Consider the following 16,979-nt stretch of genomic DNA (forward strand, 5'->3'; position numbering starts at 1 on the left):
ACAAAGCCCAATCAACAGTGATTGGGCTTTGTTGTAATAAGCGCATCGATAAGACAAATCAGCGATGCTATTCACTCTCGGCAATAAACATCGCGCATGTTCTGGCTGCAATGTGAAATTCTAACCGTTCACCTTCAACGACAAATCGCGTATCAGATAGACACTCTCGCCATTGGCCATTCGCCACAATAGAAACCGTTTGAGGACGAACAGATTTGTTCAGCACTACAATTCCGTGTTTGCCTCGGGTGAAGACCAATAAATCATCAGATGCCTCCACTACTTTCATCGCACAACCGTGCATCCGATTATGAAATGCAATCATCGCGGCTAATTTAGGATCTCGCCACATTGATAACCAACGAGGTTTACGCTCGCTATTCGTCATGCCACTGGTATCCAAATCACTATAAATCAGTGGCACACCGCCATCTCGTCCTAGAATAAAACCATAAGCCAACCATTCTTCGGCTTCTTCGAGCACTAGGTTCTCAAAGACCTGATTATTCGGTATGTCATGGGTGATAGCAAAGGTGACCGCTCGATGTTCTTCAAGAGCCTGACCTAAGCTATATGGGTCAATAAGGCTTTTGAAACTGCCTTTGCTTTGCAACGCATCATACAGCGTTTGAAATAGTGGGAAATCATAAGCCCCCAACTGAGTCTGTTCTAAATAAGGCTGTAAGAAGGTGTCATATTCTTGTTTGGTTGCGCCGCCGTCGGTAATGATCTCACCAAAGATGTGAACATCTTTACACAGCTCATCAGCCCACACCTTAGTTAAGTGCTCTAGGCTCATGTGCTTAGCCGCATCAATTCTAAAACCCTTCACGCCAAGCTCTCTCAGTGCTTTGATGTAGTTTTGCTGCTGTAATACAACGTGTGCGTTATCTCTTAACGTCGGCAACCCCGGATCTTCTGGCCCACCTGTAATACGGCCATTTTGAACCTGCCATTTGTCCTGCCAATCCTCAATGCCAAAGGCTTCGACAAAGTCATCTTCTGTAAACAAAGGCTGACTTAAATCACCGAACAAACGCTGCTGCTGAAAGTATTCTGCATTCGATTGGTAAGTCATCATTTCTTGCTGGCTTGGGTATTGAAGATCGTCACGAAGATCCGACTCGTTCGCCATGTGGTTAAACACCACATCGACGTACACCTGAATGTCATGCTGGCTCAACTTGGCAATCATCGCCTTCAAATCTGTTAGATTACCCAGCTGATTATCGATCACTCGGTAATCTTGGGGCTGGTAACGCTGCCACCAGCGAGTCCCTGACGGCTGCTTTAACGATTTCATCGGCGGAGATATCAAAACCGATTGGTATCCCAATTGACTAATTTCAGCAGCATACTGTGTCACCATTTGATATGGCCAATCAAATACATGCAAGATGACATTACTGCGTAGTGCGGACATCATAGTCTACTTCCTTCTCCTTAAATTCCGACTCAATACAGCCAACGTATTGTATTATAAGGAAGCGTACTCGGATTTGTTCAGCCTTTTAGAAATATTTAATGTAGTAGAAATCAGGCGTAGACCTCAGCCTTTAGTGATTGCAGTTGTTCTGAACGCTCTATATTCTCTAAGCTACCTCAACGAACTGAAGCTATGACTATGAAAACTGAATTTAGCTACCCTATTGGTACGCCAGGTACACCTTGGACTGATACAGAACGTGCGCAATGGCGTGCTGAGCGTGTTATTCACCGTGAATACGGTGAGGAAGTGTTACCTAAAATCAAAGCATTAGCCGAGACATATACCATCGAGCAATATGGTGCCTTGTCCTACGACCCTGACCGATACCCGCTTTACTGCCTCAAATCTAAACAATGGCACGCCGATAAGCCTACAGTACTGATCACAGGCGGAGTTCACGGCTATGAAACCAGTGGTGTTCAAGGTGCTCTAGAGTTTGCTAAGCAGCGTATGGAACACTACAGCCAATATTTTAATATTGTTGTCGCTCCGTGTGTCAGCCCTTGGGGTTATGAAACCATTAACCGTTGGAATCCACTTGCCATTGACCCGAATCGCTCTTTTTACCCAGAGTCCCCCTCCCAAGAAGCAGCTTCATTACGCAAGCTCGTTGAGGGTTTAGGCGATGTACTAGTGCACTTCGATCTTCATGAAACCACAGATACTGATGAATCTGAGTTTCGCCCAGCACTTGCCGCGCGCGATGGTCAAACTTATATCGAAGAAAACATTCCAGACGGATTTTATACAGTAGGCGATAGCGAAAACCCTCAGCTCGATTTTCAAGCGGCCATCATTAGCTCAGTGGCAAACGTGACCCATATTGCGCCTGCCGATGAAAATGGCGAAATCATTGGTTCTGATGTGGTGCAAAACGGCGTTATTCTCTACCCAATGGTGAAATTGGGCTTATGCGGTGGCGTCACAAACTGCCTGTTCGGTACGACTACCGAGGTTTACCCTGACAGCCCTAAAGTAAGCGACGAAGAGTGTAACCAAGCGCAAGTTGCAGCGATCACTGGTGGCCTTGATTATGTATTAAGCCATCACTTAAACATTCAGCCATAACTAGGCGAGTAGCTTACTTTTGTATTGTTCAGGAGTTTGACCAGAATATTTCTTAAACATGGAGATAAAAGGGCTCGCTTGGTTATAACCCAAAGTAAGCGCAACATCTTTTACTGAGTGGCCCTTTTGCAATAAATCCATCGAATATAAGTAACGAACCCTCAAGCGCCACTCGGTAAAACTCATACCAAGTTCCGTTTGGCAATGACGCGCTAAGGTTCTTTCTGTGGTATGAACTTTAGCCGCCCATTCGGATAAAGGCGTGCTGTCGGTCGGATCTTCTTCAACCGACGTTAAGATCGGCGCTAAGTACTTGTGATCGCTCGATGGCAAGAAATGGTGCTGTGTATCTCGGGTTGCCAATTGATCCAATAAAACTTGCACCAAGCGCTGGTCCGCTTCACTTTTCGCCACATTTACTTTTCGTGAACGAAAATCATCAATAATCGCAGAAACAATAGGTGTGACTCGAATCAAGCTTGTTTTGGCAGGAAACTGCTTTGTAAGATGCCCTGCTATATTCAAAGAGCAGTAAGAAAGTGGCTTGCGGTTAAAACTGGTATGCATCACACCGGCTGGCACCCAAATAGCTAAATGAGGCGGTGCAAGAAAGCGCGTATCTTCCGCTTCCATTTCCAAAATACCGCCACTGATCAACTGTATTTGCCCCCATGGATGGCTATGAACGCGAGTCTCTGTATTCGACAGAAAAGCTTCGAAATTCATAAATACGTCAGATGGTGCTTCATCAATTGATAATGATGGGTGGAGGTGTTTTGCTGATTTTCTCAAACTTGTCTTCCTAAAACGCGCAATGTCTTCCTAGAGATATTTGCAATTATACAGACCTGCGACACTACACGCCATTATTGTTTGCGACGAGCTTCTCATGATCTACCTTCTACCATTGTTGACTGTTTGTATTTGGGGCGGAAACTCCATCGTCAACAAGATGGCTGCATCGGCTATCGAACCTAGTGCGATGAGTTTCTATCGTTGGTTCGTTGCCATGCTGTTATTAACACCGTTTTGTCTTCCGCAAGTCATTAAACAATGGAAAAACGTGCGCCCTTATCTGACAAAGCTGGCCTTTTTGGCCATGCTAGGTATGGTCTTAAACCAATCGCTTGGCTACTACGCGGGGCTTACGACCACCGCATCTAATATGTCGTTGATTACGTCCCTCGTGCCTCTACTTGCGGTATTCATGAGCTTACCATTACTTGGCAAGGCCATTTCGCCACTCAGTATTGTCGGTGGTGTACTCTCTTTAGTCGGGCTCGCTTATATGCTGGGTAAAGGAGAAGTCTTTTTCTTTCTTGACCAACAAGTGACTCAAGGGGATGGTTTGATGGTGCTTGCTGCTATCTGTTACGCCGCATACTGTGTGTTACTGAAACGCTGGAAAATGCCACTTTCGAGCTGGGTGCTCATTTATATGCAAGGATTGTTTGCCGTTGCCATGCTGACGCTATTATGGCTAACCAGCGATACACTTGTTGCCCCGAGAGAGTCCCTCCCTTTGATTGCTTACGCCTCTGTCGCAGCTTCTATTGTCGCACCTTGGATGTGGATTAAAGCGATCGATGTAATAGGCGCAGATTCAAGTGCGATGTTTATGAATTTATTGCCGGTGGTCGCTGTCACATTAGCGGCAACCCTACTTGGTGAAACAATCCATAGTTACCACCTCGTTGGCGGGCTAATGGTGATAGGTGGCGTGCTACTCTCGCAAATCAAACGCAAAGCGAAATTCACCAACCCTCCTCTCAATAATGAGGCGATATAGCACGCGAGTTTTAAAGCCAAATGTGACCCACTAAGTAGTTTGAGTGATCTTGCTTCCCATTATTTGGCGGAGTTTGTTATAAAAAACACAATGCTATTTATTGGATCGCCGATGAAAGAAATATTACGCTTAGTTCAAGAAAATCAAAAAATAAACTCGGTCGGCGAACTGACTGAGTTACTCACCAAACTAAACTATAGATTGGAAAACGAGTATTTCTTACTCGGCCTCTCATTATCGCCTTCACTGGCTCACAACAACACACTCATCATAGATAGTTACCCATCAGGCTGGCGAGAGCAGTATGACCAATCCGGCTTTATGTACATAGACCCGATCGTTCAATACAGTGCGAACAATGCACTACCGATCAATTGGGAAAATGCGCACAGCTTAATGCCTGATAATTCAAACCTTTTTGAAGAAGCTCGAGTTAACGGTTTAAATGCGGGGTTCAGTATTCCTATTCACGGGCCTCAATGTGAATTTGGCATGTTAAGTTTTGCCACCTCAGATGTGAAAACGTTCAACGCCAATATCGATAATTTTATTCTTTCACAACTGTTTGTCCCTCTGATTTCGCAAAACCTTCCCACCATTACCCAGAACGAGCCACTCGCTCGCAGCAAAGTTCATCTAACTCGGCGTGAGACAGAAGTATTGTCTTGGGCATCAGAGGGAAAAAGCACTTGGGAAATCAGTAAGATATTGGGCTGTTCAGAACGAACGATAAAATTTCATTTTAGCAATGTATGCCAAAAATTAGGAGCGGTTAATCGCTATCAAGCGATCTCCAAAGCAATAGTGGGGGGATATATCTTTCCCCACTATTGATTGTTGTTAACAAACTAACGTTAAGAGGCACGCTTTAATAAGCCCACCGCTGTTTGATATTGTTGGTTCATTGGAATAGACAGCACCACTGAACGGGTATTTCCAAGTAAATGAACCTGCTGATCACCAACCCTTTGATTCGGGATCCCCATGCGTGAAATCAGCTTTTCTATCCCCACCGAAGTCACCGTTACGTAAGACTCAATATCATGGCTTTCAGCATAGTGGTATAGAGCCTGAAACATGGTCAAGGTGACATCGCTCACCCCGGGGTTCTTCTTGGAAAAATCCTTATCTACCGCAAAACGGCTTAACTCAAATACTCGACGTTCTTGCGGGGCGATTTGATCACCTAGCAGCTCTGAGAAGGTATCTTTTAACATGTAGTCTTGTGTAGTAGGTAGGATTCGCCAACAGCCCACAACCCCATCACGATCACTTTTTACATACAGGTAATCCGCTCGCTCGACATCATACTCATCACTTTCACAGTTTTGACTAACTTTAAGCTCCCAGTTCAGTCTCTTCGCAAATACCTTGTATCGCAGTTCAAGCAAATTATGGTAATCACGATCAGGAATAGAGGAGTAATTGTAAGAATGTACAGACAGTGTCATTGTTGTTATCTCCCATTTAGATATAGTCTGGGGATAAGCATCTAAACTAATAGAAACGATAACAACCTGTCCGATCGGGCAGCTTATATTTTTTCTAATCTACTTTATTATTAATAAGACTGTACTAACCGTTAGTTGGCTAAAACGGACCCTATAGAATATAAATCAGTCATACTTAGGCCCAGATGAGACCGCTCAATCTGGGCCTTAATCATTATTAGTACCCCATTTCCCTACGCCTCGAATCATCTGCACCTACGCAAACGTTTAGCTGAATTGTCAGCAAATCGAAAGCAAATGTGAAAAAGGGGATGAAATCCTACCCTCTTTCCACTATCATCCTGTCGCCTAAGCGTTTGCGTTTGCTTTACAGACCAACTGTTTAGGCTCCAATCAGACAACGAATTAATGGTGGGAGCTACAATGACAACACATACGATTACACGCCCTGACGACTGGCACGTTCACCTACGCGATGGTGATGTTCTAAAAGATACAGTGCGTGATATTAGCCGCTACAATGGTCGCGCGCTAATCATGCCAAACACCATCCCACCTGTAACTACCACTGAAATGGCACTTGCTTACCGTGAACGCATCATGGCAGAAAAACCAAGTGCACAGTTTGAACCGCTAATGGCGTTGTATCTAACAGACAACACGACACCAGAAGAGATTCGCAAGGCGAAAGCCTCTGGTCGCGTTGTTGCAGCAAAGCTATACCCTGCAGGGGCTACAACTAACTCTGATTCCGGTGTAACTTCCGCTAAGAACATTTACCACGTTCTTGAAGCTATGCAGGAAGTGGGCATGCTGCTATTGATCCATGGCGAAGTAACCACACATGATGTCGACATTTTTGACCGTGAGAAAAAGTTCCTCGACACGGTACTTGCCCCAATTGTTAATGATTTTCCTAACCTAAAAATCGTTCTAGAGCACATTACTACGTCAGACGCTGCTGAGTTTGTTGCTAAAGCAAATGACAATGTTGCGGCGACGATCACAGCCCATCACTTAATGTATAACCGTAACCACATGTTGGTTGGCGGCATTAAGCCGCATTTTTACTGCTTACCGATTCTTAAACGTAACACCCACCAACAAGCATTGGTTGCAGCAGCGACCAGCGGTAGTAAAAAGTTCTTCTTGGGTACTGATTCAGCACCTCACGCAAAAGATAAGAAAGAAGCAGCTTGTGGTTGTGCCGGCTCATACACAGCTCACGCTGCACTAGAGCTTTATGCAGAAGTGTTCGAGCAAGAAGGTAAATTGGAAAACCTAGAAGCATTCGCCAGCCACAACGGCCCAGACTTTTATGGCGTTCCACGTAATAGCGATACAGTGACTCTGACAAAAGCGTCATGGCCTGTTCCGCAAACCATGCCATTTGGCCAAGACATTGTCGTGCCAATTAAAGCAGGCGAAGAGATTACTTGGACTGTTAAATAAACCACAAAGCCACCATCAAGGTGGCTTTTCTTTTATTGCTTGTGCCAAATACTCAGATACTAGGCGCTAAAATCCAGTAACGGTTTAGCCAGTATTTGCTCACTCCCTTCCGCCATTTTCATAATTGATTGCATGTGGAAGATATCTATCTCGGCGGTCGAAGCTTGAAATGCTTGTACAGCCTTCTCTAGCGAAGCTGCCCTCATATACCACAACAGATATGGCGTTGATTCAATCTCGATCTTAAACCAACTCTCGACCATCACCTGCTCGTTTTTTAATGACGCCGTCACTTGCTCAACGCTGTCGTTCATGTGTTGTTGCCAATCCGTCAAAGTATCATGATGCGGTATTTGCAATTTAATTAAGCCAGCGGCTACTTCCACGCTCTCTCTCCATGTATATAAGAAATAAATGGCTATATTGCGTGAGTTCATCTTCAACACAAGCAAAGTTACATTTGAATCAATGTTATACGACAGAGGTTTGAACTACGGATACAAAAACGCCTAGCTGTTTAGCTAGGCGTTAAGTTGGGCACTTAGACTGCGTTACTTAAATTCAAATTTGCCCTTCATGATCGCCCAGTGACCAGGGAAAGAGCAAAAGAAGGTGTAATCACCACCCGCTGTCAGTTTGTCAGTCATAAAGGTTAACGTGGTCGTTTCGCCACCACCGATCACTTTAGAGAAAGCATACACGCGATCATCACCCGGTTTTACATAGCTATTATCAATGCCAGCACTCATGCCTTCCGTTCCAACACCTTGTACATTCGCGGTATCAGAAATAACGACATTGTGCCCCATAGAGGTCGCAGGTAGAGAGCCCGTATGCTTCAAGGTGATCGAAACCTCTTTACAGCTTGCCGGGACACTTATCACATCCTTATTGAATTTCATCATATCGTTTGCTTCAAGTTCAACGTCACAACTCGCTACTGCTTGAGCGGAGAATGCAGCAGCAAAAAGAGTCGCGATAGAAAGTAGTGAACGAAGTTTCATTATTAGTCTCCTTATTTGAAAGCCGTTTTTATTATACGCTAGTAACCACAATAATCTTGTGTAGAGCTCTCACACAGCCCGACAAATATCCATCTCCTTTCTAGCACAGATCACTTTACACACAATTTGTTTACGTTTTATTTTTTATTCTTCATACCCTAAAAACTTATAAACCGATCACCCGTTACTCCGTAAAGGAAAAGTGTTGGGACGCAGAAGACCCGAGACGAAAAACGCATCCCGAAGGATGCGTTTACTTTCTATTTAGGTTGCACTTGAAAATTAGAACCTCAGTTCAAGAGACGCGCCAATTAAGCGCTCGCGTTGCTTCAAGACTTCGGTACCACTGCGACTTGCTGAATATAGCAATTCATCATCAGAATCAAATAAGTTTTCAACAAACAATGCAGCTCGACCATATTCGAAATCATACGCAAACTGAGCGTCGACTAACCAATAACCGTCAATTTTTAACTCTTCAATATTGTCTTTTTCTGAGTAATATTCGCTAGTGTATTTAGCATTCGCACTCAATTCAAAGCCATCACCAAAGTAGAATAGACCGCCGAGTGTTGAAGTAAATGCAGGCGAACGATCAAGTTCTAGTGTTTTACCACCTTGCGAAGCTTTCTCTTTGTATTCCGTCTCCAACCAACCTATGTTTGCGTATAACTCAACGTCAGAAGTGGCGTACCAACGAGTTGCAACTTCAGCGCCGTAAGTTTCCGCGTTATCGATGTTAGTTACAACACTAATATCATTTTCGTTACGCTGACTGATCTGGAAGTTATCATAATCATTAAAGAATATGTTTGACGTTAGCTCGACAGCTCCACCCGCGAGTGCGTGACGAGTATATAGCTCATAATTCCATACATATTCACTTTCATATTCAAAATCTTGATAGCGACCACCTGTAGAATCAAAGCCTAAACCAGCACCACCACCGTTATAACCTTTAGCAATTTTAAAGCCTAACGTGCTGTTGCTCTGAGGCTTGTAAGCTACATCGAAGCGAGGTAAAAACTCAGAGAAAGTTTCGTCGTAATCCACAGTCATGTTAAGAGGGTTAGGCTCAACAATTCGGATTTTGTGTTCTTGCTCAAAACGACCCGCAAAAGTAACGGTCACCTCTGGTACAACATCATAAGACACTTCAGCAAATGCAGATTTAGTTACCGTTCTATCGTACATAGGGCTTGAACCAGCGCTATGAATATACACTTCATCTTGTTCAGAGTTGAAGTAACGGATACCCGCCAAACCATACAATTTGCTTTGCATTGCGTTATAGCGCACCAATGCCTCTACTTGAACCTCATCTCCTTCGATTAAGAAATCTGCTGGATATGAAGGCGGTGTTTGGCGATGGTTTACAAAATCTGTGTACATAACATTCGTTTCAAACCTTAAGTGGTCATTAACGTCGAAACCAGTATCCCATGCATAACTGATTGAGTCAGTTTCATAGATAGCCCTATCAGCTGTATAGCCAGAACTGAGTTCATGTTCAGATTGAGGAGAACGAGAGTCCAAATAAGCTACCGACAAACCTGTTCTAAAACCAGGCAATGACGTTGGTTCAAGCAATAACTTGGCACGAACTGTCGACATTTCAATTTCTCGAGCATCACCAACAGGGTCATAAGAGATCATTTCAATGTGGCTCTTTCGCTTTTGTTGATCAACAGACAAACGAAACGCAAGTTGATCTTCAACAATTGGCGCCGATATCATTGCTGCAGTTTGTGAATAGTTATGCTGACCTACAGCCACTTTTACTGCACTTTCAAAGTCATACGTTGGGTCTTTTGACTTCATCACAATTGCGCCAGCAATTGCATTGCGACCTTGAATATAGCTTTGTGGGCCAAGGTAAATCTCGGCCTGTTCCATATCCCAAAGAGAACGAGGGCCAAAGGCGATTTCAGAATAGTTTAAAGAGCGGCCATCGATAGAAAGGTTAACACGAGGACGAGAACCGGAGAAACTTGCGATACCACCGATAGACGGGCCCGAAGCGTCCACACCACGAATCGAAGGAAGGTTGTTACCTAAACCTGAATCGACCACGTTGGGTGCAAGTTGGATCAGGTCTTTAATCTCTGTGGCGTTTGGTGTGCTGTCGATACGATCTGAATCGTAAACTTCAACACTCGAACTGGTGTCGTAGATAGTTCGCTCTACCTTTTCACCAATCACCGTAATCACTTCTTTTACATCATCTTGAGCTAAGACTGGTTGAGTTCCAACTGCACCAATGCACACCCCGGCGATCAATGCCGACAGAGGACGAACTCTAAATTTCGCTACTTGTCGAGCTGGAATAGAGGCTGTCATTTCAATTCTCCTTCATTAAACAATAACAACTTTTTTGCCCATAACGAGGAGTACGCGAACGTTTGCTTCAAATGTTCAGGGTGCACGAAACCTACCCTATTTCTAAGGTATATGCGTCATGACGCGCGACATCTGTTCAACGTCGTTCAAAAACCAATCGTGTTTATGAGCTAATATCCCACGCCTCAAACGACTACGCGAAAGCACAACGAAACGCCCCTTTACCGATAGGTTCAGGAAGTGCTTTAACAGCGTATTTTTGCCAGATTGATTTATGGGTCAATTTTAAGGCGGAGCAATAGAATGCTCGCCACTAACAATCAGCTAGATGAAGGTGAACATATGGGATGAATCACAATCACTGCGTTAACTATTGTTTTAATTATCTATATTGACGAGAGAAAACTAACAATAAGCAGCCTAAATGTAAAGCATTCTCATTAATAAATTGTCATTCTAATATTAACTTTTCTTAATGTTCTCTCTATCGCCTCGTTAAGCCGCAATAGACAACCTGACTAAAGCATTCATTCAATGTTCATTTATAGAGTGTCATTCTGTACCAAATCTTCGACGAGAGAACCGCTATGAAAGTACCAAAAATCATCACCTTATCTATTATTGCCTTGTTAGTTTCTAGCGGCATTTGGGCGCTACTTCCCGTCGACTTGGAGCTTGCTCGAAAAGTACCGGCGTTCTTTGCAACTGTCTCAATGATCGCAATGGCGTTAGCAATGCTGCTTAGCTGTCGATTAAAGTGGCTTGAGCCAATATTTGGTGGAATGGATAAAGCCTATGTTTGGCACAAGTGGCTGGGCATTGCAGGGCTAGTCGGTGCAAGTTTTCATTGGCTACTGGTTCCCGGCCCTGCAGGGAATGGTATTGACCCGCTATTTGCTGATTTCGGTGAAGAAATAGGCCAATGGGCTATGTACGGATTATTGGTGCTAGGCAGTGTCAGTATGGTTAAACAAATCCCTTATCGTATCTGGTTTTACACCCACAAATTAATGGGGCCTATTTTCTTAATCTCGGTTTACCATACCTTTTTCTCTGATGTGCCTTTTGAATTGTTCAGTGTCACAGGAGCGGCTCTGGTCATCATATCGGCGATTGGCACTGCTGCTTACTTCTATAAATGCCTAGTTAAGCCGCGCAGTTATAAGCGCTACACCGTTAAACAAGTAACACAGTTAGATAACGCAGTAGAAGTGACTCTAGATGCCGATCATGGCGCTATCAAACATCATGCAGGGCAATTTGCTTACCTAGATTTTGGCTTAGATAACATAGAGCACTTTCATCCATTTACGATTGCTTCAGCCCCAAACGGTAACGAGCTGACTTTTATCATTCGTAACTTGGGACGCCATACACAACAATTACAAACCGAAATCAATATAGGGCAAAAGGTGACGGTAGATGGCGCTTATGGACGCTTGCATGCGCAGCGCAATCGTAATAAGCCGCAAGTATGGATTGCCGGTGGCATTGGTATCACCCCATTTTTAGCTTGGTTACAAGCTCGTGATACGCAGCAACCTATCGAACTGTTCTTTGTAGGTAGAGGTAAGTTATATCAATTACTCATCGCGAAAGTGCAACCACTGTTAAGTAGTACAAATGTGACACTGCATTTACCGACGATGGACAATCAACGTCTTGATGCAGAGATCATCCAGAAATCGCTGAAAAAACCACTTAATAACTATCAATTTTTCGCATGTGGACCACAAAGCATGATGGAATCGATAAAAAAACAACTTTTCATCGAAGGAATGAAGCCAAAGCAGTGGCACAATGAAAATTTTGCCATGCGCTAGTCAGATTAATAGCTAACGAGGGCGTGGAAACACGCCCTATAATTTATAGTATGACATATAAATACATCTTCTTTATGAAAGCTCTCAAACACCAACAAATACAAGCAAAAGCTACAAAAGCAAACGTTATCAACCTTGATTCATAGAAATAAAGTATAAATTAACTAGTTGAAAAATAATGACTAAATAAATTAAAAAACCTAAAGTAAAATTAATAACAAAAATATCATTGACTATCTGACTTAGATCCACATAATACGCGCCGTTTAACTAAAATTTGTTCACCAATTTTAAAAGCGATGTGAGGGTAATAATGGCTGCTGATAACAACTATAGTCTGGGTCCAGTTCCAAATTCCGCAAGGAAAGGGGTAATGTCTTTAACCATGGTAATGTTAGGACTGACCTTCTTCTCTGCCAGTATGTGGACAGGCGGTTCACTCGGCACCGGACTTTCATTTAACGACTTTTTCCTCGCAGTTCTCATCGGTAACCTCATTCTCGGTATTTACACTTCTTTCCTTGGTTACATTGGCGCTTCTACTGGTCTTTCTACTCACCTCCTTGCTCGTTTCTCTTTTGGCTCTAAAGGCTCATGGCTTCCTTCCGCATTACTTGGCGGTACACAAGTTGGTTGGTTTGGTGTTGGCGTAGCGATGTTTGCTCTTCCGGTAAACAAAGCAACAGGCATCGATATAAACACTCTTATCATCATTTCTGGTCTACTCATGACTGCCACGGTTTACTTCGGCATCTCTGCACTGATGGTGTTATCTGCGATTGCGGTACCAGCCATTGCTCTACTTGGTGGCTACTCAGTGATTGAAGCGATTAACAGTATTGGCGGCGTTGCAGAACTACAAAAAGTTCAACCCGCTGAACCTATCGACTTTTCTCTAGCGCTAGCAATGGTAGTTGGCTCATTTATCAGCGCGGGCACATTAACCGCTGACTTTGTCCGCTTTGGTAAAAAGCCTAAAGGCGCAGTTTTAGTAACGATGGTGGCTTTCTTTATCGGCAACTCACTGATGTTTATCTTCGGCGCTGCAGGGGCATCGGTGACGGGTCAATCCGATATTTCAGAAGTGATGATTGCGCAGGGGCTACTTATCCCAGCAATTATCGTACTTGGTCTAAACATTTGGACGACGAACGACAACGCACTATACGCATCAGGCCTTGGTTTCTCGAACATTACTGGCCTACCGAGTAAGTACATTTCAATGGTGAATGGCCTTGTTGGTACATTGTGTGCGCTGTGGCTTTACAACAACTTCGTGGGTTGGCTAACATTCCTATCTCTTGCGATTCCACCAATTGGTGGCGTTATCATTGCGGATTTCTTTATTAACCGTAAGCGCTACAATAATTTTAAAGCTGCTCAGTTCAAAACATTTAATTGGGCTGGCATTATCGCGGTTGCAATTGGTGTGGCAGCAGGTCACTTCCTTCCGGGTGTTGTACCAGTAAACGCCGTGCTAGGCGGTGCGATTAGCTACCTAGTTTTAAATCCTATTCTTAATAAAAAAACACTGGCCGAGCAGCCAGCGTAAGGAACCATAATGACAACTCTGTTGATCAAGAACGTAACGCTACAAGGCCAAACAGGTCTGAAGCAAATTTTGATTGAGAATGGTCAATTCAAGCGTATTGAAGACAACAATCTAAGCCTAGATATTGCTGATAATATTCTTGATGCAGAGGGCGGCATGGCTGTCGCGCCTTTCTGCGAGCCCCACATTCACTTAGACACCACTCAAACCGCAGGTGAACCAAACTGGAACATTTCAGGTACGCTGTTTGAAGGGATTGAACGTTGGGCCGAACGCAAGGAAATGCTGTCAATTGAAGACGTAAAAGCGCGAGCGAAACAAACGCTAAAATGGCAAATTGCTAACGGCGTTCAGCACGTTCGAACTCACGTTGATGTCTCTGACCCAACACTTGTCGCACTAAAAGCGATGATTGAAGTGCGCGAAGAGATGAAAGAATGGGTTGATATTCAAATCGTTGCCTTCCCGCAAGAAGGCATCCTTTCTTATCCAAATGGTAAAGAGCTGCTAGAAGAAGCGGTACAACTGGGCGCAGATGTCATTGGTGCCATCCCTCACTTCGAATTTACGCGTGAATACGGTATTGAATCTCTTCACTACGTGTTTGAGCTTGCGCAAAAATACGATCGCCTTATTGACGTGCATTGTGATGAAATTGATGACGAGCAGTCACGCTTTGTTGAAACACTTGCGGCGCTAGCGCACAAATTCAACATGGGCCATAAGGTAACCGCGAGCCATACAACGGCAATGGGCTCGTACAATGGCGCTTACGCGTCTCGCCTATTCCGCTTGCTGCGTATGTCTGGCATCAACTTTGTTGCTAACCCATTAGTGAACATTCACTTACAAGGCCGCTTTGACGATTACCCGAAACGCCGTGGTGTGACCCGTGTGAAAGAGATGCTGAATGCCAATATTAATGTGTGCTTCGGTCATGATGATGTGTTTGACCCGTGGTATCCGCTAGGCACTGCGAACATGCTACAAGTGTTGCACATGGGTCTGCATGTGTGTCAGGTAATGGGTTACGATCAAATCAACAACTCACTTGATCTGATCAGCACAAACTCTGCACGTACATTGAACATTCAAGATAAGCATGGCATTGAGATGGGCAAGCCGGGTAGTTTATTGATATTGCCTGCGGAAACCGGTTTTGATGCAGTACGCCGCCAAGTACCAGTGCGCTACTCCGTACGCCACGGTAAGGTCATTGCGGAAACGCAACCGGCGACAACGCAGCTTCACCTAGAACAGTCAGAGCCTGTGACTTTCAAACGATAAAAGAAAAACCCGCTAGGCTTTCACCTAGCGGGTTCTATTCTTACTCGCAGCAATCCGGCTACTAATAAGTGCTCCCTGCATCAAATCCTTGATAGTACGCTGCTTCCCTCAGCACTTCCTTAACATCGCTTTCCTAGCGGTGTCCTTTGCTATCCTAGCTAATCATCTGTCCTCGATGACTATATCTTCGTCCTGAAGATGACCAATCCTTGGGTCTTTCCTGTTCCATGTCCGCTTCCTGCCGACACAGTTAAGATATCGCTAGCGACGAATTTAAACAACGCAGCGTTATCCATTATTTCTCACCCCAAAATCATAACGAAAACAAATAAGCCATATTATTCAATAACTTAAATTAACACCTTCACAAATCACTCTGCCTATAATCGCCTCAGTCTCACGCATTTGTAAGAGATCTCGCACATGATGCTATCGGCAAAGACTCACTCTCTCACTAAATAACCAAAAGGCACCGAACAAAAAGCGACCTATTTCGCTAACTAGATTCAACAAATTTGGTTCTAACTTGTTAAAAATTGAGATATTATTTGCGGATCAATATCACAATTTTCTATCTTTAAGGTGTGAGGCTTGAATCTCTGCAACACACATTAACCATCACTAAGGAACTTAGATGATTTCAAAATGGGCGCAACGCTTTTACCAAATGGCTGAACTTGTTGGCTCTTGGAGTAAAGACCCTTCCACACAAGTTGGTGCTGTCATTACTAAACAAAACCGCATTGTGTCGGTTGGCTTCAATGGCTACCCGCATGGCATTTCTGATAGCGCGATGACCGACGAACGCGAAATGAAATACCTTAAAACCTTACATGCAGAAGAAAATGCGATTCTATTTGCTAAGCGTGATCTTGATGGCTGTGAAATTTGGGTGACACACTTCCCTTGTCCGAATTGTGCGGCAAAAATAATTCAGACAGGGATTTCAGCAGTGCATTGCCCTGAGCAAACGGAAGACTTCCTATCTCGTTGGGGCGATAAGATTAAAGTAAGCCAAGAAATGTTTCTCCAAGCAGGCGTCAAAGTACACTGGCTGCCTTTGGATGAACTGGGCCTTTAATCCGCTATATGGATAACCTCCAGCTTTCGGAACGTTTCTAATAGCTGCTCTAATTTGTAGGGTTTTGATAAATACGCATCCATCCCCGCATTAAAGCAGCTATTCACTTCTTCAGGCAATTCGCGCGCTGTTAAAGCTACAATGGGTAATCTCACCCGCTGATTTTCGTTTTCCCATTGCCGAATGTGTTTGGTTGCCGTTAGGCCATCCATCACTGGCATCATGCAATCCATCAAGACAACATCAAAAACTTCCCCTTGGGTGATGATATTCAACGCTTCACGCCCATTACACGCCAATCTATGCGGCATTTCCGCTCGATTTAGAAAACAACTGGCAATCTTCTGATTCATTAAATTGTCTTCAACCACCAAGACATTCGGTACTTTTTTCGTACCAAACGCCACCGATTGTGTTGGTTTCGTCCCCAGCACCTGCTTGCGTTTATCTTGAGTCATTCCTTGTTTCGCAACTCGAGTTGAGTGCATACCTTCATTCATCCTTTGAATAAATTTTGACCAAATATAGAGAGTTGAGTCCGCGGCTACCAATAAGTCTGTCACTAATTGAAGGCCTTCTTACAATTAAAACAAGCAAATCATTGACGATTAGCAACCGTGACCAATCTCACCTTTTGTAGCAA

General features: G+C 44.0%; 15 protein-coding genes. 8 read left to right on the forward strand and 7 right to left on the reverse strand.

All coding sequences use genetic code 11. From position 1 onward, the window contains the following. Positions 1-67: 67 nt before the first annotated feature. Positions 68-1,426 carry an alpha-amylase family glycosyl hydrolase gene (locus OH461_RS17180; protein WP_270021781.1) on the reverse strand — a complete coding sequence of 453 codons (1,359 nt, stop codon included), beginning with the start codon at positions 1,424-1,426 and terminating at the stop codon, positions 68-70. A 198-nt stretch (positions 1,427-1,624) separates the two neighbouring features. Here OH461_RS17180 and OH461_RS17185 point away from each other — a divergent pair, with 198 nt between their 5' ends. Then, complete coding sequence (locus OH461_RS17185; protein WP_270021832.1) at positions 1,625-2,557, forward strand: M14 family metallopeptidase; 933 nt, start codon at positions 1,625-1,627, stop codon at positions 2,555-2,557. Here the strand turns inward: OH461_RS17185 and OH461_RS17190 are convergent, their stop codons facing one another. After that, a complete protein-coding gene (locus tag OH461_RS17190; protein ID WP_270021782.1) occupies positions 2,558-3,349 on the reverse strand; it encodes an AraC family transcriptional regulator in 792 nt (263 codons plus the stop codon). 97 nt (positions 3,350-3,446) lie between these two features. On the opposite strand from OH461_RS17190, the gene OH461_RS17195 reads away from it, so the two are divergent. Both OH461_RS17195 and OH461_RS17200 read left to right on the forward strand, forming a co-directional pair. Further along, the gene (locus OH461_RS17195) at positions 3,447-4,346 is read left to right on the forward strand and encodes a DMT family transporter (RefSeq protein WP_270021783.1); all 900 of its coding nucleotides are present in this window, start codon (positions 3,447-3,449) and stop codon (positions 4,344-4,346) included. Positions 4,347-4,457: 111 nt separating this feature from the next. Next, positions 4,458-5,180: a LuxR family transcriptional regulator gene (locus OH461_RS17200; RefSeq protein WP_270021784.1), complete on the forward strand. Its 723-nt coding sequence runs from the start codon at positions 4,458-4,460 to the stop codon at positions 5,178-5,180. A gap of 20 nt (positions 5,181-5,200) precedes the next feature. Here the strand turns inward: OH461_RS17200 and OH461_RS17205 are convergent, their stop codons facing one another. After that, positions 5,201-5,797: an acyl-homoserine-lactone synthase gene (locus OH461_RS17205; protein WP_270021785.1), complete on the reverse strand. Its 597-nt coding sequence runs from the start codon at positions 5,795-5,797 to the stop codon at positions 5,201-5,203. A 423-nt stretch (positions 5,798-6,220) separates the two neighbouring features. Between OH461_RS17205 and pyrC the strand changes: the two genes are divergently transcribed. Next, entirely contained in the window at positions 6,221-7,249 is a 1,029-nt protein-coding gene (gene pyrC / locus OH461_RS17210) for a dihydroorotase (protein WP_270021786.1), read from the forward strand. 59 nt (positions 7,250-7,308) lie between these two features. Here pyrC and OH461_RS17215 read toward each other — a convergent pair whose 3' ends face one another. From OH461_RS17215 to OH461_RS17225, 3 genes are all read right to left on the reverse strand, one after another. Next, positions 7,309-7,635 carry a DUF6176 family protein gene (locus OH461_RS17215; protein ID WP_270021787.1) on the reverse strand — a complete coding sequence of 109 codons (327 nt, stop codon included), beginning with the start codon at positions 7,633-7,635 and terminating at the stop codon, positions 7,309-7,311. Positions 7,636-7,800: 165 nt separating this feature from the next. Further along, on the reverse strand, positions 7,801-8,253 hold the full coding sequence (gene azu, locus OH461_RS17220; protein ID WP_270021788.1) for an azurin: 453 nt from the start codon (positions 8,251-8,253) through the stop codon (positions 7,801-7,803). 282 nt (positions 8,254-8,535) lie between these two features. Continuing rightward, complete coding sequence (locus OH461_RS17225; protein ID WP_270021789.1) at positions 8,536-10,593, reverse strand: TonB-dependent receptor domain-containing protein; 2,058 nt, start codon at positions 10,591-10,593, stop codon at positions 8,536-8,538. A gap of 587 nt (positions 10,594-11,180) precedes the next feature. Here OH461_RS17225 and OH461_RS17230 point away from each other — a divergent pair. From OH461_RS17230 to OH461_RS17245, 4 genes are all read left to right on the forward strand, one after another. Next, entirely contained in the window at positions 11,181-12,416 is a 1,236-nt protein-coding gene (locus OH461_RS17230; RefSeq protein WP_270021790.1) for a ferredoxin reductase family protein, read from the forward strand. 313 nt (positions 12,417-12,729) lie between these two features. Then, the gene (codB, locus tag OH461_RS17235) at positions 12,730-13,968 is read left to right on the forward strand and encodes a cytosine permease (RefSeq protein WP_270021791.1); all 1,239 of its coding nucleotides are present in this window, start codon (positions 12,730-12,732) and stop codon (positions 13,966-13,968) included. A gap of 9 nt (positions 13,969-13,977) precedes the next feature. After that, on the forward strand, positions 13,978-15,255 hold the full coding sequence (locus tag OH461_RS17240; protein ID WP_270021792.1) for a cytosine deaminase: 1,278 nt from the start codon (positions 13,978-13,980) through the stop codon (positions 15,253-15,255). Between the two features lie 634 nt (positions 15,256-15,889). Further along, entirely contained in the window at positions 15,890-16,336 is a 447-nt protein-coding gene (locus OH461_RS17245) for a dCMP deaminase family protein (RefSeq protein WP_270021793.1), read from the forward strand. Here the strand turns inward: OH461_RS17245 and OH461_RS17250 are convergent. Continuing rightward, positions 16,333-16,794, reverse strand: a complete 462-nt coding sequence (locus OH461_RS17250; protein WP_333482227.1) for a response regulator — start codon at positions 16,792-16,794, stop codon at positions 16,333-16,335. The two genes, OH461_RS17245 and OH461_RS17250, sit on opposite strands and share 4 nt — an antisense overlap. Positions 16,795-16,979: the final 185 nt, after the last annotated feature.

This window comes from Vibrio sp. LaRot3, from assembly GCF_027587025.1.
GTDB lineage: Bacteria > Pseudomonadota > Gammaproteobacteria > Enterobacterales > Vibrionaceae > Vibrio.

Coding starts and splice junctions, on each gene's coding strand:
- codB (WP_270021791.1), top strand. CDS start 12,730: ATGGCTGCTGATAACAACTATAGTCTGGGTCCAGTTCCAAATTCCGCA.
- OH461_RS17230 (WP_270021790.1), top strand. CDS start 11,181: ATGAAAGTACCAAAAATCATCACCTTATCTATTATTGCCTTGTTAGTT.
- OH461_RS17200 (WP_270021784.1), top strand. CDS start 4,458: ATGAAAGAAATATTACGCTTAGTTCAAGAAAATCAAAAAATAAACTCG.
- OH461_RS17250 (WP_333482227.1), bottom strand. CDS start 16,794: ATGACTCAAGATAAACGCAAGCAGGTGCTGGGGACGAAACCAACACAA.
- OH461_RS17245 (WP_270021793.1), top strand. CDS start 15,890: ATGATTTCAAAATGGGCGCAACGCTTTTACCAAATGGCTGAACTTGTT.
- OH461_RS17240 (WP_270021792.1), top strand. CDS start 13,978: ATGACAACTCTGTTGATCAAGAACGTAACGCTACAAGGCCAAACAGGT.
- OH461_RS17225 (WP_270021789.1), bottom strand. CDS start 10,593: ATGACAGCCTCTATTCCAGCTCGACAAGTAGCGAAATTTAGAGTTCGT.
- OH461_RS17205 (WP_270021785.1), bottom strand. CDS start 5,797: ATGACACTGTCTGTACATTCTTACAATTACTCCTCTATTCCTGATCGT.
- azu (WP_270021788.1), bottom strand. CDS start 8,253: ATGAAACTTCGTTCACTACTTTCTATCGCGACTCTTTTTGCTGCTGCA.
- OH461_RS17195 (WP_270021783.1), top strand. CDS start 3,447: ATGATCTACCTTCTACCATTGTTGACTGTTTGTATTTGGGGCGGAAAC.
- OH461_RS17185 (WP_270021832.1), top strand. CDS start 1,625: ATGAAAACTGAATTTAGCTACCCTATTGGTACGCCAGGTACACCTTGG.
- pyrC (WP_270021786.1), top strand. CDS start 6,221: ATGACAACACATACGATTACACGCCCTGACGACTGGCACGTTCACCTA.
- OH461_RS17180 (WP_270021781.1), bottom strand. CDS start 1,426: ATGATGTCCGCACTACGCAGTAATGTCATCTTGCATGTATTTGATTGG.